This is a genomic window from Micromonospora sp. NBRC 110009 (assembly GCF_030518795.1).
Classification (GTDB): domain Bacteria; phylum Actinomycetota; class Actinomycetes; order Mycobacteriales; family Micromonosporaceae; genus Micromonospora.
Map to the genome: position 1 here is coordinate 716,292 of NZ_CP130427.1, position 20,080 is coordinate 736,371.

Genomic DNA, 20,080 nt, shown 5'->3' on the forward strand with positions numbered 1-20,080 from the left:
GTCAGCGGACCGCGCCGACCACCGCCCAGCGGCCGGAGCGCAGCCGCAGCAGCAGCGCGACCAGCCGGAGCACGACGAACAGCGTCAGCCCGGCCCAGATCCCGCCGAGGCCGAGGTCGAGCCCGTAGGCCAACCAGATCGCCGGGAGGAAGCCGCCGAACGCCGCCGCGATGGTGAGGTTGCGCAGGTAGCGAACGTCTCCCGCGCCGATCAGCACCCCGTCGAGGGCGAAGACCACCCCGCCGATCGGCTGGAGCGCGACGAACCACGGCCAGGCCACCATGGCCTGCTCGCGTACCTGTGGATCGGAGCTGAACCAGGACGGCACCAGGCCGGCGCCGGCGGCGATCAGCACCGCGAAGACCGCGCCGCAGGCGCCGCCGAGCAGGGCGATCCGCCGCGCCAGGGCGCGGGCGCCGGGCGCGTCGCCGGCGCCGAGCGCCGCGCCGATCAGCGCCTGCGCGGCGATCGCGAGGGCGTCCAGCACCAGCGCGGTGAAGAACCACAGCTGGACGGCGATCTGGTGGGCGCCGACCGCGGCGGCGCCGAACCGGGCCGCGACCGCGGTGGCGGAGAGGAAGCTCGCCTGGAAGGCGACGCCCCGGATCAGCAGGTCCCGGCTGAGCACGAGCTGCTGGCGGATCAGCCGGGGCCGCGGGCGCAGGGAGACCCGCTCGCGCACCAGCGCCGCGGCGAAGAGGCCGCCGGAGAGGGTCTGCGCGACGGCGTTCGCCACCGCCGAGCCGGTCAGGCCCAGCCCGACCGGGTAGACCAGCAGCGGGCAGAGCAGCGCGGAGAGCAGGTTGGGCGCGAGCACGAAGAGCAGCGGTCGCCGGGTGTCCTGGATGCCACGCAGCCAGCCGTTGCCGGCGGCGGCCAGCAGCAGGCCCGGCGCGCCGAGCGCCGCGAGGCGCAGCCAGGCGGCGGCCGCGTCGGCCACCGCGCCCGACTCGCCGACGAGGGTACGCGCCAGCGCGCCACCGCCGACCTGCATGGCGAGCGCCACCAGCACGCCGACGGTCAGCGCGAGCCAGGACGCCTGGACGCCCTCGGCCACCGCGGCGCCCCGGTCGCCCGACCCGAACCGCCGGGCGGACCGCCCGGTGGTCCCATAGGCGACGACCGTGCCGAGCCACGCGGCCAGCGTCATGACCGTGCCGCCGACGGCGAGCGCGGCGAGCGGGACACGGCCCAGGTGCCCGACCACCGCGGTGTCGACCAGGACGTAGAGCGGCTCGGCGGCGAGCACCACGAGGGCCGGCAGGGCGAGCCCGGCGATCCGGCGGGGCGAGGCGGCGGGCGCGGTGGTGGTGGCGGCGGTCTGACTCATCGCCGCCGATCCTGGCACGCCTCCGGTAAGGGACGCAAGCCGTCCCATCACTTACCGAGGCGGATGCGCGTCGATCATGGAGTTGCCGGCGGATCCGGAGATCGAGATCGCCGCCAACCTCATGCTCGACCGGGCGGTGGCGGGAGCGTCGAGAGCCAGCGGCGGACCTGGGCGGGGGTGCGCAGACGGACCACCGGCAGGCCGGGGGCGAGCTCGCGGGCGGTGGCGAGGACCCGCGGGCGGGAGCGGCGGGGATAGTCCCAGACGTAGCGGAGGAACGGCAGGTCGAGCTGCTCGGGGCAACCCTCCGGCAGGTCGGGCCGGGGCGTGGCGCGGCGCGTCCAGCGGCGGCGCAGCACCCGGGCCAGGCAGCGCAGCCGGGACGGGTCACAGAGCACCAGCAGGTCGGCGCGGGGCAGGCGGAGGTCCAGGGTGCTGCCGTAGTTGCCGTCCATCACCCAGACCGGACGGGCGGCGAGCGCGCGGACCGCGGCGCGGAACTCGGCGTCGGCGGGGGCGACCCAGCCCGGCCGCCAGTAGTGCCGGTCGAGGTGGACGAGCGGGAGGTCGAGCCGGCGGGCGACCTCGCGGGCCAGGGTGCTCTTGCCGGCGCCCGAACTGCCGACGATCAAAATGCGGCGCACCGGGCGACGGTAGCGCCGGCGGGTTCGTACGGGAGCAGGGGTGACCGGTGCGGCGGTGACGTCGGCTCGCCGGGCGTCACCGCCGGCGGCCGGACGTCACTGACGGGTGTCCATCGAGGTCTGCAGCGCGCGGCGCATCTGCTCGCGCGCCTCGTCGGTGGTGGTCTCGGTCTGCGGCTTGTGCTTGGTCGCCATGGGAGTTCCCTTCCAGGGTGCGGACCACCGCGCGGTGGCCCTACGGGCGTCCGACGGCTCCAGCCGTCGGCCTGCTGACCGCCGGGCATGCGGTCCGGGATCACCGGAGCGGCTCGCCTGGCAGCGTGAGCCCGGGTCGGTCTGACCCTGGAGGGAGGCGGCACCGGGTGTGGCGCCACCGCCCCTGACCAGCGCCGAAAAGCGCCGGTCCCAAAACCAAGTTAACGTTCATTTTCCACATGCTGCCCATGGTTCCCGGGATACGGACACCACGGGCGACCCGTCAGCGGGCCAGGAAGTGCCAGCCGAGCCACCACCAGAAGCCGAACAGACCGATCCGGCCCACCGGCACCGGGCCCACCTCGTAGCGCATCACGAAGGCGCAGACGTCACCGAGCGACGGGATGCGCGACCCCTCCCGCCGGGCCGCCCACTCGACGGCCGCGAAGAGAACCAGCGCGCTGAGGAAACCGCCGATCGCCAGGGCCCGCATCATCGCCGGACCAGCCCCCAGAACGCGGCCAGCCAGGCGAACCAGGCCGCGGAGCGGACCAGGTGGTCCTCCAGCAGCGGGTCGGCCAGCCGGGAGAAGGTGGGGAAGTCGTCCCCCACCGACAGCACGAAGGTCGCCCCCTCGAACACCCCGAACACGGTCGCCGGCAGCAGCCACCAGCCCGCGCCGGCGCCGAGCCGGCGCGGGGCCGGCCGCCGGGGCACCCGATTGCTGACGCCGATCCAGATCAGCGCGCCGCCCGTGCCGAGGGTGTAGAGATTGGCCTGGGCGGAGAAGGACGGCAACTGCCCGCCGAACAGGGAGAGGCAGATCAGCACCGGCACGGAGACGACCGGGCGGTCCCAGGTGCGGGGCGCTTCGACGGTGAGCTCTCGGGGGTGATCCATCTCCCGATTGTCCTCAGCGTCACCGAGCGCGGGAAGACCGGCACGCCCCGGAGTCGTCCCTGATCTCAGGCGGGGAGCAACGCCCCGTCCAGCTCCGTTCGGATCCGGTCGACCACCTCGTCGACGCTGCCGCGGCCGGTGAACCCGGCCGCGAACCGGTGCCCGCCGCCGCCCAGCGCCACCGCCACCGCACTGACGTCCACTGCGCCCTTGCTGCGCAGCGAGACCGCCCACTCGGCGTCCGACACCTGCTTGACCACGCAGCTCACGTCCGCCTCGGCCGTGCACCGGACCGAGTCGATCAACGCCTCCAGCACGTACGCCGGCTGGTCGTAGCGGACCAGGTCGTCCCGGGTGGCGTACGTCCAGACAAACCCGCGCCCCGCGGCGGCCGCCGGCTCCAGCCGGGCCCGGCCGATCACCTCACCGAAGAGCCGGACCGCGCCGAACGGGCGGGTGTCGAAGATCCGCCGGGAGATCTCCCCGGGCCGGATGCCGGTGGCCAGCAGCCGGGCCGCCATCTGGTGCACCGCCGGGGTGGTGGCCTCGAAGCGGAAGGAGCCGGTGTCGGTGCTCAGCGCGACGTAGAGGCCGGTGGCGATCTCCGCGTCCAGCGGCACCCCGAGCCGGTTCAGCAGCCCCTCGGCAACCACCGAGGTGGCGGCGGCGTGCGGGTCCACCAGGTGGATGCCGCCGAACCGGGTGTTCGAGGCGTGGTGGTCCAGCACCAGCGCCGTCCCGGCCTTGTCCAGCCGGTCGACCAGGTCACCCAGCCGGGACTCGCTCGCCACGTCGAAGCAGATCACCAGATCCGGATCGGGGTACGCGGCGTCCTGCGACACCAGCAGGTCCAGCCCGGGCAGCCAGCGGAACGGCTCGGGCACCACCGGCGGGCCGGGGAAGGTCGCCTGGAGATGCCGCACGCCCCGCCGGCGCAGGCCCAGCCCGAAGGCGAGCATGCTACCCAGCGCGTCGCCGTCCGGGTTGACGTGGCAGATCAGCAGCACCCGCGCGTCGGCGGGGAGTTCGCGTACCGCCGCGACGGCGGCCGCCCAGTCGGTGTCGGTCGGGCCGGCACCGGCCGGCGAGCCGCCCTCGGCGGACGGGATCACCGGCGGTCGCCGCCGCGGGACTCGTCCGCCTCGCCGGCCTCGGCGTCCTCGGTGTCCTCCTCGTCGAGCCGGTACGGCTGCGCCTCGCCCGCGTACTGGGCGCTGGCGGCCAGCCGCTGCACCTCGGCGTCGGCGGTACGGGCCGCCGCGAGCAGGTCGTCGATGTGCTTGACCTGGTCCTGCACGTCGTCCAGGACGAAGGTCAGGGTCGGCGAGTGGCGCAGCCCGAGGGCCTTGCCGACGGTGCTGCGCAGCATGCCCTTGGCGCTCTCCAGCGCGGCGGCGGTGCTGGACTGGGCCGCCGCGTCGCCGAGCACCGTGTAGAAGACGGTGGCGTCGCGCAGATCGGCGGTGATCCGGGCGTCGGTGATGGTGATCATCCCGAGCCGGGGGTCCTTGATCTGGCTCCGCACCACCGACGCGACCAGTTCACGGATGCGCTCCGCGTGCCGGCGTACCTTGGCCGGATCCGTCATGTCCCCCACCTCCAGGGCTCTTGGCTCCCGGCCGGAGTCGACGGCGCGGGCGCCGGCGGTTCCGACCGCCCAACATCTCGAACACTACCCGCGTCGCCTCGCTGCTCGCGCAGCGCAGCCGGTCAGTCCTCCGCGCCATGGAGACGGCGGCGGACCGAGAGGAGTTCGACCTCCGGGCGGGCCGCCACCAGGCGCTCGCAGGAGTCGAGGACCTCACGGACGTGCGCCGGCTCGGCGGCCACCACGGCCACCCCGATCTCCGCCCGGCCGTGCAGGTCGAGCGCCCCGACCTCGGCGGCCGACACCTCGAACCGGCGCAGCGCGGCGACGATCGGCCGGACGTACGCCCGCTTGGCCTTCAGGGACCGGGAATCCCCCGGCAGCAACAGGTCGAAGTGCGCGGTTCCGGTATACACGGCGAGCAACGGTACGGCAGATCCGCCGGCCCGGTCACCCGTTTTCGGCCGCCGTAGGCGCGACCGCCACCAGGACGTCCCGGTCGATCGCCTGGTCGACCCGGTGCCCGAGATCGCGGTAACCCGGCCCGCCGACCACCCGCAGGCCCGCCTCGGCGAGCAGCGCCTCGGCCGCCGCCCGCGGCGCCACGTGGGTGTTCCAGGACAGCCCGAGGGCGCCGCCAGGGCGGAGCAGCTCCCGCCAGACCGGCAGCGCCGCGCCGAGCAGGTCCAGAGGGCTGCGGGACAGCTCCTGCCCGGTCCGGCTGCCGTGCGCCACCCCGTACGGCGCGTCGGTCACGATCACGTCGGCGCAGCGGGGGCGGAGCACCTCCCGGGCCCGGGTGGTGTCGGTGTGCAGCACGGTGACCCGCTGGGTGGCGCCGGACCGGTGCTCGTCGCGGGAGGGTGCGAGGACCGCCTCGAAGCGCCGGGCGACGAGCCTCCGGTCCCGCCGGACCGACACCAGCTCGGCGCTGTGCTTGAGCCGCTTGCGGCGCAGCCAGGTACGCAGGAACGCCGCGTACGCGTCGACGTCCTTGCCGTCGTGCTCGACGCCGATGCCGTCGTAGCCGTACATCAGCCCCTGGTTGAGGGTGGTGCCCCGGCCGCAGAGCGGGTCGAGGACCACGAGCTGCCGGTCCAGCATCGCGCCGGCCGAGGCGGAGGCGAGCAGGGTGGCGTTGAGCAGCAGCCGGGTGAACTGCTCGTTGGTCTTGCCGGCGTACTTGGGGATGGTGATCAGGTCGGCGTCGTAGCGCGCGAGCGGGTGCAGCGGCACCGGCCGGAGCAGGTCCGGACCGACCCGCTCGAACAGCGCGTACGCCGCCGACAGGTTGGCCAGGTAGGCCAGGTCCCGCCCGCCCAGCCCCGGCTCCGGCGCGGCGAAGGTCAGGTACTCCACCCCGCCGATCCGCTCCACGGCGGCGTCCACGGGAGCCGCGTCGAGCACCCCCGCGCCGGCGAAGATCTCCAGCTCGGCCCGGGCCAGCCGGCCGGCCGCGTCGGCGTAGACGCGGTTGGCGGAGGGGGCGAGGAGCAGTGCGTACCCGATCACGCCGGGAATTGTCGCAGCCTGCGGAAACGGCGGCGGCCGGGGTCCGTGGACCCCGGCCGCCGCCGTCGTTCACACCGCTCAGACGCGCGGCTTCTCCCGCATCTCGAAGGTCTCGATGATGTCGCCGACCTGGACGTTGTTGAAACCGCCCAGCGTCAGACCACACTCGAAGCCCTCGCGGACCTCCGTCGCGTCGTCCTTGAACCGCTTGAGGGAGCTGATCGTGAGGTTGTCCGCCACGACCGCCCCGTCCCGCAGCAGCCGCGCCTTGGCGTTGCGGCGGATGAGGCCGGACCGGACGATGCAGCCGGAGATGTTGCCGATCTTGGACGAGCGGAAGACGTCGCGGATCTCCGCGGTGCCCAGCTCGACCTCCTCGTACTCCGGCTTGAGCAGCCCCTTGAGCGCGGCGTCGATCTCCTCGATGGCCTGGTAGATGACGGTGTAGTACCGGATCTCCACGCCCTCGCGGTCGGCGATCTCGCGGACCTTGTTGGCGGCCCGCACGTTGAAGCCGATGATCGTGACCGCCTCGGACGAGGCGCTCGCGAGCATGACGTCGCTCTCGGTGATCGCACCCACGCCCCGGTGGATGATCCGAAGCTGGACCTCCTCCGGGATGTCGAGGTTGAACAGCGCGTCCTCGAGGGCCTCCACGGAACCGGAGACATCGCCCTTGAGCACCAGGTTGAGCGAGGTCTTCTCGCCCTCCTTGAGCTGCTCCATGAGCGTCTCGAGGGTGGCCCGGCCACGGGAGTTGGCGAATGCCGCCGCCCGCCGTCGCGCCTGCCGCTGCTCGGCGATCTGCCGCACGGTCCGGTCGTCCTCGGCGGCCAGGAAGGTGTCACCCGCTCCCGGCACCGTGGTCAGACCCAGCACCATGACCGGACGCGCCGGCCCGGCCTCGTCGACCGGCTTGCCGTTCTCGTCCAGCATGGCCCGGACCCGGCCGTGCGCCCCGCCGGCGACGATCGAGTCGCCGGCCCGGAGGGTGCCCTTCTGCACCAGCACGGTCGCCACCGCACCGCGGCCCTTGTCCAGGTGCGCCTCGATGGCGACACCCTGCGCCGGCCCGTCGATCGGAGCGGTCAGCTCCAGCGACGCGTCGGCGGTCAGCAGCACGGCCTCGAGAAGCTCCTCGATGCCGATGCCGGGCTTGGCCGCCACGTTGACGAACATGGTGTCGCCGCCGTACTCCTCGGCGACCAGGCCGTACTCGGTCAGCTGCTGGCGGACCTTGTCCGGGTTCGCCTCCGGCTTGTCGACCTTGTTGACCGCGACCACGATCGGCACGTCCGCCGCCTTGGCGTGGTTGAGCGCCTCGATGGTCTGCGGCATCACGCCGTCGTCGGCCGCGACCACCAGGATCACGATGTCCGTGACCTGGGCACCACGGGCACGCATGGCGGTGAACGCCTCGTGACCCGGGGTGTCGATGAAGGTCACCGCGCGGTCCTCGCCCTCGTGCGGGACGTGGACCTGGTAGGCACCGATGTGCTGGGTGATGCCACCCGCCTCGCCGGCCACGACGTTCGCCTTGCGGATCGCGTCGAGCAGCTTGGTCTTACCGTGGTCGACGTGACCCATGACGGTCACCACCGGCGCACGGCTGACCAGGCGGTCCTCCGCGACCACCGCGTCGAGGTCGATGTTGAACTGCGCGAGCAGCTCGCGGTCCTCGTCCTCCGGGCTGACGATCTGCACGTCGAAGCCGAGGTGCTCACCCAGCAGCAGCAGGGTGTCGTCGGAGCACGACTGGGTCGCGGTCACCATCTCGCCCAGGTTGAACATCTCCTGGACCAGCGAACCCGGGTTGGCGTTGATCTTGTCGGCGAAGTCCGACAGCGAGGCGCCACGGGACAGCCGGACGACCTGACCCTGACCCCGGGGAGCACCCGAGGACATGGTCGGGGCCGACAGGTTGTCGAACTCCTGTCTGCGCTGCTTCTTGGACTTGCGACCGCGGGTCGGCCTGCCACCCGGACGCCCGAAGGCACCCGCGGCGCCGCCGCCACGGCCACGACCGCCACCACCGGGACGACCGGCGCCACCGGCCGGACCACCCGGGCGGAAACCGCCACCGGCACCGGCGCCACCGCCGCCACCGGGGCCGCCGCGGTAGCCACCGCCACCGCCACCGCCGCCACCGGGGCCGCCGCGGTAGCCACCGCCACCGCCACCGCCACCGGGACCGCCGCGGAAGCCGCCGCCGCCACCGGGACGACCAGCGCCGCCACCGGGACCGCCACGACCGCCACCGGGACCGCCGGGGCGACCCGTGGTGGGCCGCTGGCTCGGCATCGAGGCCGGGCTGGGCCGCGGCGGCATGGAGGCCGGGCTGGGCCGCGGCGGCATGCCGGCCGGGCTCGGACGGGGGCCGCCGGCACCGGCGGCCGGCGGCCGCTGCTGGCCGCCCTGGATGCCGAACGGGTTGTTGCCGGCGCCGCGCGCCGGCGGACGCCCGCCCGGACGACCGCCCGGACCCGGGGTCGGCGCGCCGGGACGACCGGCGGCCGGGGCACCCGGACGGGGCGGCACGGCACCCGGACCCGGACGCGGGCCGGGACGGGGGCCACCCTCGGTCGGAGGCTCCCGACGGACGTTCTCACGCTGCTGCTGACGGGCGGCCTGGGCGGCCTTGACCGCGGCCTCCTGCTCAGCCTTCAGCGCGGTGGCACGCGCCTCGGCGGCCGCCACCTCGATGTCGTGCGCGCTCGCCGGCTTGGCGACCGGGGTCGCCGGCTGCGGCGGGCCGGGGACCGGGCCCTTGGGCTTCGGTCCAGGGGTCGGCGCGGCCGGCCGCCGGGGCGGCATCGGCTTGGCCGAGACCCGGGGGGCACCCGGGGTCGGGGTCGGCGTCGGGGTCGGTGCCGGGGCGGCCGACGGCGGGGCAGCCGGCGCCGAGGGGCCACCGGCGGACGCGACGAAGGCGCCACGCAGCCGTCGGGCGACGGGCGCCTCGACGGTGCTGGACGCGGACTTGACGAACTCGCCCATTTCCTTCAGCTTGGCGAGCACGGTCTTACTTTCGACCCCGAGCTCCTTGGCAAGCTCGTGTACGCGGGCCTTTCCTGCCACTGCACTCCTCACTCCGAGGTCGTGCGGGCAGCACCCGCAGCGACCTCACTCGTGCACTTGAAGCCTGGTCATTTCAGGGACTTCATCGTGTGCTCATGTCGGTCGTCCTACCTTGCTAGCGACCCGCGACCGGTCGGGTTGACCGGTCGTCGGGGATGGCGCGTCAACGTGCTCCGCCAGCGCACCGTGATCGATGACCCCGGTGACGCGCAGCGCCCGCCCGAAGGCGCGGCGCCGCACCGCTTGCGCGAAGCAGGCCGGATCCGGGTGCATGTTCGCTCCCCGACCCGGCAGTCTGCGGGCCGGATCGGCCCGGAGCCTGTAGTGACCAGCCCCGTCACCGACCGCGACGATCCGCAGCAACTCGCTGGCCGGCGCCCGCCTCCGGCAGCCCACACAGGTGCGCTCCGGTAGCGAACGTCGTGCCACTGGAGGAAGTCTACCCCTAGCCGTTCGAGATCGCGCCGCCCGGCTCGGGTACGTGATCAGCTCCGCTCCGGCCGCCCGCGCCGCTCTGCTCGGCGTCGGACCGGATGTCGATCCGCCAACCGGTCAACCGGGCCGCGAGGCGGGCATTCTGCCCTTCCCGCCCGATCGCCAGCGAAAGCTGGAAATCCGGGACGGTCACCCGGGCGGTGCGGCTGGCCAGGTCGACCACCTCGACCCGGAGCGCCTTGGCCGGCGAGAGCGCGTTGCCGACGAAGGTGGCCGGATCGTCCGACCAGTCGATGATGTCGATCTTCTCGCCGTGCAGCTCGCTCATCACCGCGCGGACCCGCTGGCCCATCGGGCCGATGCAGGCGCCCTTGGCGTTGACGCCCGGTGCGGTCGAGCGCACCGCGATCTTCGTGCGGTGACCCGCCTCACGTGCGATCGCGCCGATCTCCACCGTGCCGTCGGCGATCTCCGGCACCTCCAGCGCGAAGAGCTTCTTCACCAGCGCCGGGTGCGATCGCGACAACGTGATCTGCGGACCGCGCATTCCCTTGGCCACGTGCACCACCACGCAGCGGATCCGCTCGCCGTGCGCGTACCGCTCGCCGGGGACCTGCTCGGACTGGGGCAGGACGCCCTCCAGCTTGCCCAGGTCGACGCTGACGATGCCCTTCTCGGCCCGCGCCTCGTGCGCCTGCACCACGCCGGTGACCAGGTCGCCGTCGCGGCCCACGTACTCGCCGAAGTGCACCTCGTCGGTGGCCTCCCGCAGCCGCTGGAGGATCACCTGCTTCGCCGTCATGGCCGCGATGCGGCCGAAGTCGTGCGGCGTGTCGTCCCATTCCCGCACCACCGCGCCCTCGGCGTCCACCTCCTGCGCGTACACCAGGGCGGCGCCGGTCTTACGGTCGATCTCCACCCGAGCGTGCGGCTCGGCGCCGTCGGTGTGCCGGTAGGCGGTCAGCAACGCGGTCTCGATCGCCGCGAGGATGGTGTCGAACGGGATCTCCCGCTCGCGCTCCAGTGCGCGCAGCGCCGCGAGGTCGATGTTCACCTCTCCTCGTCCTCCACATCATCTTCGTCGTCGAAGTCTTCGGTCTCGTCGCCGTCGAACTCGTCGTCCGCCACCTCGTCGAGGCGGCTGAACTCCACCTGGACCCGGCCCGGTCCGAGTTCGGCGTACGGGTGTTCGGTGCGGCCGGCGTCCGTCTCCAGCACCACGCGCTCGTCGTCGGCCTCGACCACCCGGCCGGTGAGCTGACGGTCCCCGGCGGTCCGCTGCTCGGGCACGCCCGCGGCGCCCCGCACGGTCACCTTGACCAGCCGGCCGACGTTGCGCCGCCAGTGCCGGGGCAGGGTGAGCGGCCGGTCCACGCCCGGCGAGCTGACCTCCAGCTGGTACTCGCCGGCGACGATGTCGCCGGCGGCCTCCTCCGCGGCGTCCAGCGCGGCGGAGACCGCCCGGGAGACGTCCGCGACGCCGTCCAGGTTGATCCCGCCCTCGGCGTCCACGATCACCCGGACCACGTGCCGGCGGCCGGCCCGGGAGACCGAGAGGTCCTCGAGGTCGTAGCCGGCGGCGATGACCACCGGCTCGATCACCTCGCGCAGCCGGGCCCGACGGGCGGCCAGGTCGCCGCGGGGTGCGCCGCCCCGGTCCCCACCACGGGGGCCGTCGGACCGCCGGGGTCGCCCGGAGGGCCCCGTCGGTCTGGTGGCACGGCCACGCTGCGTCATCTGGCGCACCTCTCTGCTGTTCCACGGGCCGATCGGCCCGCCATGCCGGCACGCCACCGGGGCGAATGCGCCCGGTGGCTGCGCAGAGCGTAACGCGCGGGCCGGCCGCCCGACCCGGCGGCGCACCGACGCCTCTGGCCCACAAGGCCCCGCCGATGGTGTTGACTTGTCCGGTGGCGACGGGCAGAACGACGGAACGAAACGGAACACCGGGATATTCCCGGCGGAACCTGCTGCGCGCCGGAGCGCTGGTCGCGCTCGGCGGCGCGGCCGTACCGCTGACCGGCTGTGATCCTTTCGGCCGCGACGACGAGCCGCCGGCACCGGATCCGCTCGAGCCGCTCGCGGCGGAGTCCGCCGCGCTCGAGGCCCGGCACCGGGCCGCCGTCGCCGCCGCCCCGGCCCTGACCGAACGGCTCACCGCGATCGCCGACGCCCACCGGGCGCACGTCGAGGAGCTGCGCAGGGTGATCGGCCGGGCGGCCCCGTCCGGCACGCCCGCCGGCACCCCGAGCGCGGCGGCCACCGACCCCGACGGCCTCCTCGCCGAGCTGCGCGAGGCGGAGCAGCAGGGCCGGGACAACGCGGCGAAGGCGTGCGCCGCCGCGCCCGCCGAACGGGCCGCACTGCTCGGCTCGATCGCCGCCGCCCGGGCGACCCACGTGGAGGCGCTGAAATGATCCCGCGTACCGCACCCACGGGCGGGCCGGCCCAGCCCCTCGCCGACGCGCTCACCGCGGAATACGCGGCGATCTGGGCGTACGGGGTGATCGGCGTGCACCTGGCCGACGCTGCGCGGACGGCCGCCCGGACCGCCGAGGCGGCGCACCGGGCCCGCCGGGACGCCCTCATCCTCCAGCTCAGCGCGGGCGGCGGTCAGGTCCCCGCCGACCGGGCCGGCTACGCGCTGCCGTACGCGGTGACCGACCGGGCGAGCGCGCTCAAGCTGGCGGTCGAGATCGAGGAACGGACCGCGGGGCACTGGCGGGCCGCCCTGCCGCACACCACCGGCGCGGACCGGAACCGGGCCCTCGCGGCGCTGACCGACTGCGCCCTCCGGGCCACCCGCTGGCGGCGCACCGCCGGCGTGACCCCGATCACCGTCCCGTTCCCCGGCCGGCCGGTCTGACGCTGGAGCCTGGTCACGCGGCGGATCGCTCCGGTTGCGGCGCGCATACCAGGTATGCATACTCCTCGCCATGTCCATCCGCCACGGTCTGCTCGCCCTGCTCGAACGCGGCCAGATGTACGGCTACCAGCTGCGGGCCGCCTTCGAGGAGTCGACCGGCTCCACCTGGCCGCTGAACATCGGACAGGTCTACACCACGCTCGCCCGGCTGGAACGCGACGGTCTGGTCCGCCCCCTGCCGGAGGGCGAGAGCGGGCAGCGGCCGTACGAGATCACCGACGCCGGCCGCGCGGACCTGGCCCTCTGGTTCGCCACCCCGATCAGCCGGGCCGACCGGCCCCGGGACGAGCTGTCGATCAAGCTGGCTCTGGCGCTGACCACCCCCGGCGTGGACGTCCGGGCGGTGGTGCAGGCCCAGCGCAGCGCGACCGTGCGGGCGCTGCAGGAGTTGACCCGGTTGAAGTACGCCAGCGACAAGCCGGAGGATCTGCCCTGGCGGCTGGTGCTGGACGCGATGATCTTCCAGGCCGAGGCGGAGGTCCGCTGGCTCGACCACTGCGAGAGCAGCCTGGTCCGGTACCGTCCCGCGCCGAGCCGGCCGGCCGGCCACCCCGAGGCGGTGGACCGGGCCGACGAGGCGGCCCACCGGTGAGCCGCCGGCCGGCCCGGCGGGAGGGACGTCGATGAGCACGGTGCTGGAACTGCGGGACGTGCACCGGACCCACGGTGCCGGGGAGGCCGCCGTGCACGCGCTGCGCGGGGTGAGCCTCACCGTCGCGGCCGGCGAACTCGTGGCGGTCATGGGCCCGTCCGGCTCCGGCAAGTCGACGCTGCTGGCGCTGGCCGGCGGCCTGGACCGCCCGACCGGCGGCGACGTGCTGGTCGAGGGGGAGGCGCTCGGCGGGCTGGCCGCCCGGGCGCTCGCCCGGCTGCGCCGCCGCCGGATCGGCTATGTCTTCCAGGACCTCAACCTGCTCGGCAGCCTCACCGCCGCGGAGAACGTGGCGCTCCCGCTGGAACTCGACGGGGCCGGCGTCCGGGCGGCCCGGAGGGCGGCGCTGGCCGCGCTGACCGAGGTGGGCGTGGCCGGGCTGGGCGACCGGTTCCCGGACCAGATGTCCGGCGGCCAGCAGCAGCGGGTGGCGATCGCCCGCGCCCTGGTCGGCGAGCGTCGCCTCGTCCTCGCCGACGAGCCCACCGGGGCGCTCGACTCGGAGGCCGGGGAGGCGGTGCTGCACCTGCTGCGCCGCCGGGTGGACGCCGGCGCAGCCGGGGTGCTGGTCACCCACGAGGCGCGGCACGCCGGCTGGGCCGACCGGGTGGTGTTCCTCCGCGACGGGGTGCTGGTGGACTCGACCGCGCCGCTGGGCGGCGTCGAGCAACTGCTCAGCGGCAGCGGGCGGTGAAACCCGGCCGGCTCGCCGCCACGCTCGGCTCGTGGCGGACCGCGCTGCGCATCGCCCGGCGCGAGGCCCGCCGGGCCCGCGGGCGTACCGCGCTGGTGCTGGCGATGATCGCGCTGCCCGTGCTGGCGCTGAGCTTCGCCGCCGCGAGCTACGACATGGCCGAGCTGACCCGGGCGGAGCGGCTGGACCGGCAGCTCGGGGTGGCCGACGCCGAGCTTCGCTGGACGGCGGTGAACCCGGTGACCCAGGACGCCTGGGGCGAGGGCTACGGGACGGTCGGGGGCGAGACGGTGCCGCGGATCCGTCCGGTCACGGCCGACGAGATCCGGTCGGTGCTGCCCGCCGGCAGCCGGGTCGCCCTGCTGCGCCGCTGGGTCCCGTTCGAGGTACGGGTCGACGGTCGCGCCGTGTCGCTGGACGGCCGCGCCCTCGACCTCACCGACCCGCTCACCGGCTCCCTCGCGACGCTGCGCGCCGGCCGGCGGCCGACCGCCCCCGACGAGATCGCGGTCAGCCCGCGCGCGCTGCGCCGGCTCGGCGTACGCCTCGGTGACCCGGTGCAGACCACCGGCGGCATCAGGTACCTCGTGGTCGGGGTGGTGGAGTTCCCGGACAACCTGCGGGAGGTGGTCGCGCTGCGGCCGGAGAGCCCGATCGGGTCGCTCCCGAAGCCGGAGGAGAGCTGGCTGGTGGACCTGCCCGGGCCGGTGGACCGGGCGCTGGCGGACCGGCTGAACGCGCGCGGGGTCGTGGTGTCCGCCCGGGCCCCGGTGCCGGGGCGGGACGCGGTGTACACCGGCTCGACGCTGCCCGACCCGGAACAGGCCGGCAACGCGGTGCTGGTCGGCGGGCTCGGCCTGCTGGAGGTGGTGCTGCTGGTCGGCCCGGCCTTCGCGGTCGGCGTACGCCGGCGCCGGCGAGACCTCGCCCTGGTGGCGGTGGCCGGCGGGGACGCGGCGCACCTGCGCCGCATCGTGCTCGCCGACGGGGTGGTACTCGGCGCGGGCGGGGCGGCGCTCGGCCTGCTGCTCGGCGTCGGCGCCGCGCTCGCCGGCCGGCCGCTCGTCGAGCAGTACCTGGTGTCCGCCCGCTTCGGCGGGTACCGGATCTTCCCGTCCGCGCTGGCCGCGATCGCCGCAGTGGCGGTGCTGGCCGGGGTGCTGGCCGCGCTGGCCCCGGCCTGGGCGGCGGCCCGGCAGGACGTGGTGGCCGGCCTCGCCGGTCGACGCAACCCGCCCCGGCACCGCCGGCACTGGCTGCTCCTCGGGATGCTGCTCACCGTCGCCGGCTCCGTCGTCGCGGCGCTGGGCGCCGCCGGCACCACCCCGACGGTGGTGCTGGCCGGGCTGATCCTCGGCGAACTGGGGCTGGTCTTCTGCACCCCGACCCTGATCGGGCTGCTCGCCCGGGCGGGCCGGCTGCTGCCGCTGACGCCCCGGCTCGCGCTGCGCGACGCCAGCCGCAACCGTTCCTCGGCCGCCCCGGCCATCTCCGCGGTGATGGCGGCGGTGGCCGGCAGCGTCGCCCTCGGCATCTACGTGGCCAGCGACGACGCCCGCGACCGCGCGGCCTGGCAGCCGGGCCTGCCGCCCGGCAACGTGGCGCTGCTGCGGACCGACCCGCCGGAGGCCGCCGGGTCGCTGCCGCCGGCCGACGAGGTCGCCCGGCCGGTCCGGGCCGTACTGCCGAACGCCACGATCGTCGCGGTCGCCACCCCGGAGTGCGCCCGGCCGGCCGCTCCGGAGGACTTCTGCGTCGCCGCCGCGGTGCTGCCGCCGGAACGGCGCTGCCCGTACGAGCCGGCCTGGAACACCGCCACCGGCGGACGCACGCCGGCGGGCGACGACCCGCGGTGCGTGCGGACCCTCCGTGAGCCGAGCGACATCGGCCTCCCCGCGGTGGTGGACGACGGTGCGGTGCTGCCCGCGCTCACCGGCGCCCCGGCGGAGGAGGTGGCCGCCGCCACCCGGGTGCTGCGGGCCGGCGGGGTGGTGGTCACCGACCCCCGGCGGCTGGTCGACGGCCGGGTGACGGTCGAGGTCACCCACGGCTCCGGCGCCCCGACCGCCACCGCCACCCTGCCGGGGTATCCGCTGCGCGGCGGCCTCCCCGTCGACCGGCTCTTCCTGTCCCCGCGCGCGGCGGCCGCCGTCGGCGTCGTCGCGGCGCCGCTCGGCTACCTGATCGACACGGACGCCCCACCGAACGCCCGGGAGCAGAGCCGTCTCGCCGCCGAGCTGTCCCGGGTCGCCCCGCTGTCGGTCCAGGTGTCGACCGAGGGGCCGGGGTCCGACCAGCGCCCGCTGCTGCTCCTGCTGGCCGTCGCCTCCGGCGTGATCACCCTGGGCGCGGCCGGGGTGGCCACCGGCCTCGCCGCCGCCGAGGGCCGCCGGGACCTCTCCACCCTGGCCGCGGTCGGCGCCGACCCCCGGGTACGTCGGGTGCTGTCGCTCTGCCAGGCCGGGGTGATCGCGGTGCTCGGCTCGGCGCTCGGTATCGGGGCCGGCCTCGGCTCGGCGACCATCATCCTGGTGTCCCTGAACCGGCGCTACGCCCAGACCTGGCCGGTCACCGAGCCGTACCCGCTGGTGGTGCCCGGGCTGACCCTGAGCGTGCTGGTGGTGGTGCCGCTGGTGGCGATGCTCGGGGCCGGGCTGCTCACCCGGTCCCGGCTGCCCGTGGAGCGCCGGCTGGACTGAGCCGGTCCCAGGTGGACCGGCTGGTCCGTGGGGATGACGGTGGTGGGCCGCGACCGGCACACTGGGCGGGTGTCCGCCCTGGGAACGCTCGCCCGCCGCCTCGGTCACCAGAAGTGGTTCGCCGCCGCCCTGCGTCCGCTCGTTCCCGCCGACCGGCTGGTCGGGCGGCTGACCAAGGGCCGCGTGGTCGCGTTCGGGCTGGTGCCCTCCCTGGTCCTCACCACCACGGGCCGCCGCTCCGGCAAGCCGCGCAGCAATCCCCTGCTCTACGTGCCGGACGGCGACGCGTACGTGGTGATTGCGTCGAACTGGGGACAGCAGCACCAGCCGGCCTGGTCGTTGAACCTGCTCGCCCAGCCCGCCGCCGAGGTCGACGTGCGGAGCCGCCGGCTCCCGGTCCGGGCCGACCTGGTCGGCGGCGACGAGCGAGAGCGGCTCTTCGCCCGGCTGGTCGACGAGTGGCCGGCCTACCGGACGTACGTGGAACGGGCCGGCGGCCGGGAGGTCCGGGTCTTCCGCCTGGTCCCGACGGGCGCGCCCGACCCCACCCCCTGACCGGCGACCGGTCCGCCCCGGGCGCGGCGGACGGGCGGGCCGGCGTCGCCTGGCTAGGGTGAGTACGGGCGACGCGCGCCGGGCCACCGACTCGCGGCCCGTTCGCGGATCGGAGGTGGACCGTGGACGCCAGCGGCGCCGAGGTGGAGACCGACCGGTACCTGGACGACCCCCGATGGCGGGTCGCCGAGCGGGTGAGCGACGGGGCGCTGCGCCGGTTCGCGGCCGACATCCTCGCGATCGCGGTGCACGGCCCGCTCGCGCACGGCGACGACGACGGCGGCGGGGACGGCGAGGTGGGGCTGCTCATGGTCACCTACCGGCCGGGCGGCGGGCCGCCCCCGGCCACCCGCCGGGTGGACGGCGTGCTCGTCGACCTCACCGTCGCCGGGGCCGACGACTACCTGCGGCAGGCCCGCACCATCACCCCGCTCTGGCCGCTCACCGCCGACCGGTACGTCACCACCCGCGCCCTGCACGACCCGACCGGCTGGCTGCGCACCCTGCGCGACGAGCACCTGGCCCGGCTGGCCCGGGCCCGACCGGCCGAGTTCACCGCCGCCGCCCGCCGGGCGTGGTACCGGGGCAGCGCCGCGCACGCCCGGGCGCTCCGGCTCGCCGAGTGGTACGAGACCGACCAGGCGCTGCTCATGCTCGGCGAGGCCCGGCTGGCCGCGGCCACGGTGCACGGCCTGTTCAGCCGCACCTACTTCCGCGACCCGGGCGACGCGGTACGGCGTACCGGGCTGGCCGGCGCGGACATGACCGAGGTGGGGACGGTGCTGGCCGGCCAGGCCGAGGAACTGGCCGCCCGGGGCCGCCCGATCGACGGCACCGTCGACGACCTCCTCTCCGGCTGACCCGCCCCACGGTCGGGAGCGGGTACCGGTCAGCCGATGCCGCCCTGGATGCCGATCAGGGTGCCGACCAGGTAGGTCGCGGCGGCCGCGAGGGCGCCGAGCAGGAGTTGCCGCAGGCCGCTGGTCCACCAGGCCCGGTTGGTGAACCGGGCGACGATCACGCCGGCCAGGAAGAGGCCCACCCCGCCGACACCGAGCGCCAGCCAGAGGCTGGTGAAGCCGAGCAGGTAGGTCAGCAGCGGCACCAGCGCGCCCACCGAGAAGCAGAGGAACGACGAGATGGCCGCCGCCCAGGGGCTCGGCTGTTCGTCCGGGTCGACACCCAACTCCTCCCGGACGTGCACCCGCAGCGCCTCCTCCGGGTTGCGCCGGACCGCGTCGGCGACCTGCATGGCCAGGTCCCGGGGCAGCCCCCGGGCCACCCACGCCTCGGCCAGCTCGCGGGCCTCCGCCTCGGGGTGGCGTTCCAGCTCGCGCCGCTCCTTGGCCACCTCGGCGGCCACCTGCTCGTTGGCCGACCGGACGCTGGTGTACTCCCCCAGCCCCATCGAGATGGCGCCGGCCACCAGCCCGGCGGTGCCGGTGAGGATGATGCTGCGCGGCGAGACGCCGCCGCCGCCGACACCGGCGATCAGCGCGATGTTGGTGACCAGCCCGTCCATCGCGCCGAACACGGCGGGCCGCAGCCAGCCGCCGGACACGTCCGCGTGGTGCGCCTCCCGCAACGCCGCCGGGGTCTCGGTCACGGCAGCGTCAGGATCTCGTAGCCGTCGTCGGTCACGACGATGGTGTGCTCGAACTGGGCGGTCCACTTGCGGTCCTTGGTGACCACCGTCCAGCCGTCGTCCCACATGTCGTACTGGTAGGTGCCGATGGTGATCATCGGCTCGATGGTGAACGTCATGCCCGGCTCCATCACGTCCGTGGGGCGCGGGCTGTCGTAGTGCGGCACGTAGAGACCGCTGTGGAAGGACTCGCCGATGCCGTGGCCGGTGAAGTCGCGGACCACGCCGTAGCCGAACCGCTTCGCGTACGACTCGATGACCCGGCCGATCACGTTGATCTGCCGGCCCGGGGCGACCGCCTTGATGCCGCGCATCATGGCCTCGTGGGTCCGCTCGACGAGCAGCCGGGCCTCCTCGCTCACCTCGCCCACACAGAAGGTGGCGTCGGTGTCGCCGTGCACCCCGTCCAGGTACGCGGTGACGTCGACGTTGATGATGTCGCCGTCCTCGAGCACCGTCGAGTCCGGGATGCCGTGGCAGATCACCTCGTTGAGGCTGGTGCAGCAGGACTTCGGGAAGCCCTTGTAGCCCAGCGTCGACGGGTAGGCGCCGTGGTCGCAGAGGAACTCGTGGACCACCTTGTCGATCTCGTCGGTGGTCACCCCCGGCTTGCAGTGCTCGCCCGCGAGCTGGGTGGCCTGGGCGGCGAGCCGGCCGGCGACCCGCATCTTCTCGATGGTCTCCGGCGCCTGCACGTGCGAGCCGCGGTATTCCTGGGGACGCTTCTTACCCACGTACTCGGGGCGCGGGATGTGGGCGGGCACCGCTCGCCACGGGGAGAGCGTGCCTGGGGTCAGCGGCGCACGGACGGTCATGACCACAGCCTATCGCCGCACGCCCGGGTGACTCCCGCCACGGCCCGCTCGCCCGGGTTGTTGCCGCGCCGCAAGCGCTGTGCCATTGTGGCTGCGTGGATCAAGGGGCCCCTCCTCCCGCCTTCTCCGCGACGGCGGAGGTCGACGGTGACCGGCTCCGTGTGGTGGTGATCGGCGAGGTCGACATGGCCACCGCCGACACCATGTTCCAGACCGCCCTCCGCGAGCCGGCCGCCCAGGTCACCCTCGACCTGCGCGGCGTCACCTTCTTCGACTCGGCGGCGATCCACGCGCTGGTCCGGCTGGCTCAGCGCTTCCCGGGCATGCTGAGCGTGCTGCCGTCCCGGCAGGTGCGCCGGGTGCTGGAAGTCGCCGGCCTGGGCGAACAGGACTGGCTGCACGGCGCCTGACC

At 75.0% G+C, this 20,080-nt stretch carries 22 protein-coding genes; 8 read left to right on the forward strand and 14 right to left on the reverse strand.

Going from position 1 to position 20,080, the window contains the following annotated elements; genetic code table 11:
• Position 1 precedes the first annotated feature (1 nt).
• The 12 genes from Q2K19_RS03300 to rimP all read right to left on the reverse strand — a co-directional run bounded on the left by Q2K19_RS03300 (position 2) and on the right by rimP (position 11,419).
• The gene (locus Q2K19_RS03300; protein WP_302767558.1) at positions 2-1,330 is read right to left on the reverse strand and encodes an MATE family efflux transporter; all 1,329 of its coding nucleotides are present in this window, start codon (positions 1,328-1,330) and stop codon (positions 2-4) included.
• Positions 1,331-1,449: 119 nt separating this feature from the next.
• Positions 1,450-1,974 carry an AAA family ATPase gene (locus Q2K19_RS03305; RefSeq protein ID WP_302767559.1) on the reverse strand — a complete coding sequence of 175 codons (525 nt, stop codon included), beginning with the start codon at positions 1,972-1,974 and terminating at the stop codon, positions 1,450-1,452.
• A gap of 478 nt (positions 1,975-2,452) precedes the next feature.
• Positions 2,453-2,662 carry a DUF6186 family protein gene (locus Q2K19_RS03310; RefSeq protein ID WP_302772245.1) on the reverse strand — a complete coding sequence of 70 codons (210 nt, stop codon included), beginning with the start codon at positions 2,660-2,662 and terminating at the stop codon, positions 2,453-2,455.
• On the reverse strand, positions 2,662-3,069 hold the full coding sequence (locus Q2K19_RS03315; RefSeq protein ID WP_302767560.1) for a hypothetical protein: 408 nt from the start codon (positions 3,067-3,069) through the stop codon (positions 2,662-2,664). The genes Q2K19_RS03310 and Q2K19_RS03315 overlap by 1 nt, the downstream gene beginning before the upstream one ends.
• Positions 3,070-3,134: 65 nt before the next feature.
• Positions 3,135-4,181, reverse strand: a complete 1,047-nt coding sequence (locus Q2K19_RS03320) for a DHH family phosphoesterase (RefSeq protein ID WP_302767563.1) — start codon at positions 4,179-4,181, stop codon at positions 3,135-3,137.
• The gene (rbfA, locus tag Q2K19_RS03325; protein WP_302767565.1) at positions 4,178-4,657 is read right to left on the reverse strand and encodes a 30S ribosome-binding factor RbfA; all 480 of its coding nucleotides are present in this window, start codon (positions 4,655-4,657) and stop codon (positions 4,178-4,180) included. The genes Q2K19_RS03320 and rbfA overlap by 4 nt, the downstream gene beginning before the upstream one ends.
• A 122-nt stretch (positions 4,658-4,779) precedes the next feature.
• A complete protein-coding gene (locus Q2K19_RS03330; RefSeq protein WP_302767567.1) occupies positions 4,780-5,073 on the reverse strand; it encodes a DUF503 domain-containing protein in 294 nt (97 codons plus the stop codon).
• A gap of 34 nt (positions 5,074-5,107) precedes the next feature.
• A complete protein-coding gene (locus Q2K19_RS03335; RefSeq protein WP_302767569.1) occupies positions 5,108-6,169 on the reverse strand; it encodes a TRM11 family SAM-dependent methyltransferase in 1,062 nt (353 codons plus the stop codon).
• 78 nt (positions 6,170-6,247) lie between these two features.
• On the reverse strand, positions 6,248-9,247 hold the full coding sequence (gene infB / locus Q2K19_RS03340) for a translation initiation factor IF-2 (protein WP_302767571.1): 3,000 nt from the start codon (positions 9,245-9,247) through the stop codon (positions 6,248-6,250).
• Between the two features lie 93 nt (positions 9,248-9,340).
• Positions 9,341-9,676 (reverse strand): YlxR family protein, encoded by a 336-nt coding sequence (locus Q2K19_RS03345; RefSeq protein WP_302767572.1) that lies wholly within the window; start codon positions 9,674-9,676, stop codon positions 9,341-9,343.
• Between the two features lie 16 nt (positions 9,677-9,692).
• Positions 9,693-10,736 carry a transcription termination factor NusA gene (nusA, locus tag Q2K19_RS03350; RefSeq protein WP_302767574.1) on the reverse strand — a complete coding sequence of 348 codons (1,044 nt, stop codon included), beginning with the start codon at positions 10,734-10,736 and terminating at the stop codon, positions 9,693-9,695.
• Positions 10,733-11,419: a ribosome maturation factor RimP gene (rimP, locus tag Q2K19_RS03355; RefSeq protein WP_302767576.1), complete on the reverse strand. Its 687-nt coding sequence runs from the start codon at positions 11,417-11,419 to the stop codon at positions 10,733-10,735. Before rimP ends, nusA begins: the two co-directional genes overlap by 4 nt.
• 230 nt (positions 11,420-11,649) lie before the next feature.
• Here rimP and Q2K19_RS03360 point away from each other — a divergent pair, with 230 nt between their 5' ends.
• From Q2K19_RS03360 to Q2K19_RS03390, 7 genes are all read left to right on the forward strand, one after another.
• Complete coding sequence (locus Q2K19_RS03360; RefSeq protein WP_302772247.1) at positions 11,650-12,099, forward strand: hypothetical protein; 450 nt, start codon at positions 11,650-11,652, stop codon at positions 12,097-12,099.
• Entirely contained in the window at positions 12,096-12,548 is a 453-nt protein-coding gene (locus tag Q2K19_RS03365) for a ferritin-like domain-containing protein (RefSeq protein WP_302767577.1), read from the forward strand. Before Q2K19_RS03360 ends, Q2K19_RS03365 begins: the two co-directional genes overlap by 4 nt.
• A 70-nt stretch (positions 12,549-12,618) precedes the next feature.
• Positions 12,619-13,200 carry a PadR family transcriptional regulator gene (locus Q2K19_RS03370; RefSeq protein WP_302767578.1) on the forward strand — a complete coding sequence of 194 codons (582 nt, stop codon included), beginning with the start codon at positions 12,619-12,621 and terminating at the stop codon, positions 13,198-13,200.
• A gap of 31 nt (positions 13,201-13,231) precedes the next feature.
• Positions 13,232-13,954: an ABC transporter ATP-binding protein gene (locus Q2K19_RS03375; RefSeq protein WP_302767579.1), complete on the forward strand. Its 723-nt coding sequence runs from the start codon at positions 13,232-13,234 to the stop codon at positions 13,952-13,954.
• Positions 13,951-16,653: an FtsX-like permease family protein gene (locus Q2K19_RS03380; RefSeq protein ID WP_302767580.1), complete on the forward strand. Its 2,703-nt coding sequence runs from the start codon at positions 13,951-13,953 to the stop codon at positions 16,651-16,653. The genes Q2K19_RS03375 and Q2K19_RS03380 overlap by 4 nt, the downstream gene beginning before the upstream one ends.
• 69 nt (positions 16,654-16,722) lie before the next feature.
• Complete coding sequence (locus Q2K19_RS03385; protein ID WP_302767582.1) at positions 16,723-17,208, forward strand: nitroreductase family deazaflavin-dependent oxidoreductase; 486 nt, start codon at positions 16,723-16,725, stop codon at positions 17,206-17,208.
• Positions 17,209-17,330: 122 nt separating this feature from the next.
• Positions 17,331-18,068, forward strand: coding sequence for a nucleotidyltransferase domain-containing protein (locus tag Q2K19_RS03390; protein ID WP_302767584.1), 738 nt, complete (start codon positions 17,331-17,333; stop codon positions 18,066-18,068).
• Positions 18,069-18,097: 29 nt separating this feature from the next.
• Here the strand turns inward: Q2K19_RS03390 and Q2K19_RS03395 are convergent, their stop codons facing one another.
• Together Q2K19_RS03395 and map are read right to left on the reverse strand one after the other, a co-directional pair.
• Complete coding sequence (locus Q2K19_RS03395; protein ID WP_302767585.1) at positions 18,098-18,814, reverse strand: VIT1/CCC1 transporter family protein; 717 nt, start codon at positions 18,812-18,814, stop codon at positions 18,098-18,100.
• Positions 18,811-19,668, reverse strand: coding sequence for a type I methionyl aminopeptidase (gene map, locus Q2K19_RS03400; RefSeq protein ID WP_302767586.1), 858 nt, complete (start codon positions 19,666-19,668; stop codon positions 18,811-18,813). Before map ends, Q2K19_RS03395 begins: the two co-directional genes overlap by 4 nt.
• 95 nt (positions 19,669-19,763) lie before the next feature.
• Between map and Q2K19_RS03405 the strand changes: the two genes are divergently transcribed.
• Complete coding sequence (locus Q2K19_RS03405) at positions 19,764-20,078, forward strand: STAS domain-containing protein (protein ID WP_302767588.1); 315 nt, start codon at positions 19,764-19,766, stop codon at positions 20,076-20,078.
• The last annotated feature ends 2 nt before the right edge of the window (positions 20,079-20,080 follow it).

Excerpts from the sequence above, each read along its gene's own strand:
- Q2K19_RS03300 (WP_302767558.1), bottom strand. The coding sequence starts at position 1,330 with ATGAGTCAGACCGCCGCCACCACCACCGCGCCCGCCGCCTCGCCCCGC.
- Q2K19_RS03310 (WP_302772245.1), bottom strand. The coding sequence starts at position 2,662 with ATGCGGGCCCTGGCGATCGGCGGTTTCCTCAGCGCGCTGGTTCTCTTC.
- Q2K19_RS03315 (WP_302767560.1), bottom strand. The coding sequence starts at position 3,069 with ATGGATCACCCCCGAGAGCTCACCGTCGAAGCGCCCCGCACCTGGGAC.
- rbfA (WP_302767565.1), bottom strand. The coding sequence starts at position 4,657 with ATGACGGATCCGGCCAAGGTACGCCGGCACGCGGAGCGCATCCGTGAA.
- rimP (WP_302767576.1), bottom strand. The coding sequence starts at position 11,419 with ATGACGCAGCGTGGCCGTGCCACCAGACCGACGGGGCCCTCCGGGCGA.
- Q2K19_RS03365 (WP_302767577.1), top strand. The coding sequence starts at position 12,096 with ATGATCCCGCGTACCGCACCCACGGGCGGGCCGGCCCAGCCCCTCGCC.
- Q2K19_RS03370 (WP_302767578.1), top strand. The coding sequence starts at position 12,619 with ATGTCCATCCGCCACGGTCTGCTCGCCCTGCTCGAACGCGGCCAGATG.
- Q2K19_RS03375 (WP_302767579.1), top strand. The coding sequence starts at position 13,232 with ATGAGCACGGTGCTGGAACTGCGGGACGTGCACCGGACCCACGGTGCC.
- map (WP_302767586.1), bottom strand. The coding sequence starts at position 19,668 with ATGACCGTCCGTGCGCCGCTGACCCCAGGCACGCTCTCCCCGTGGCGA.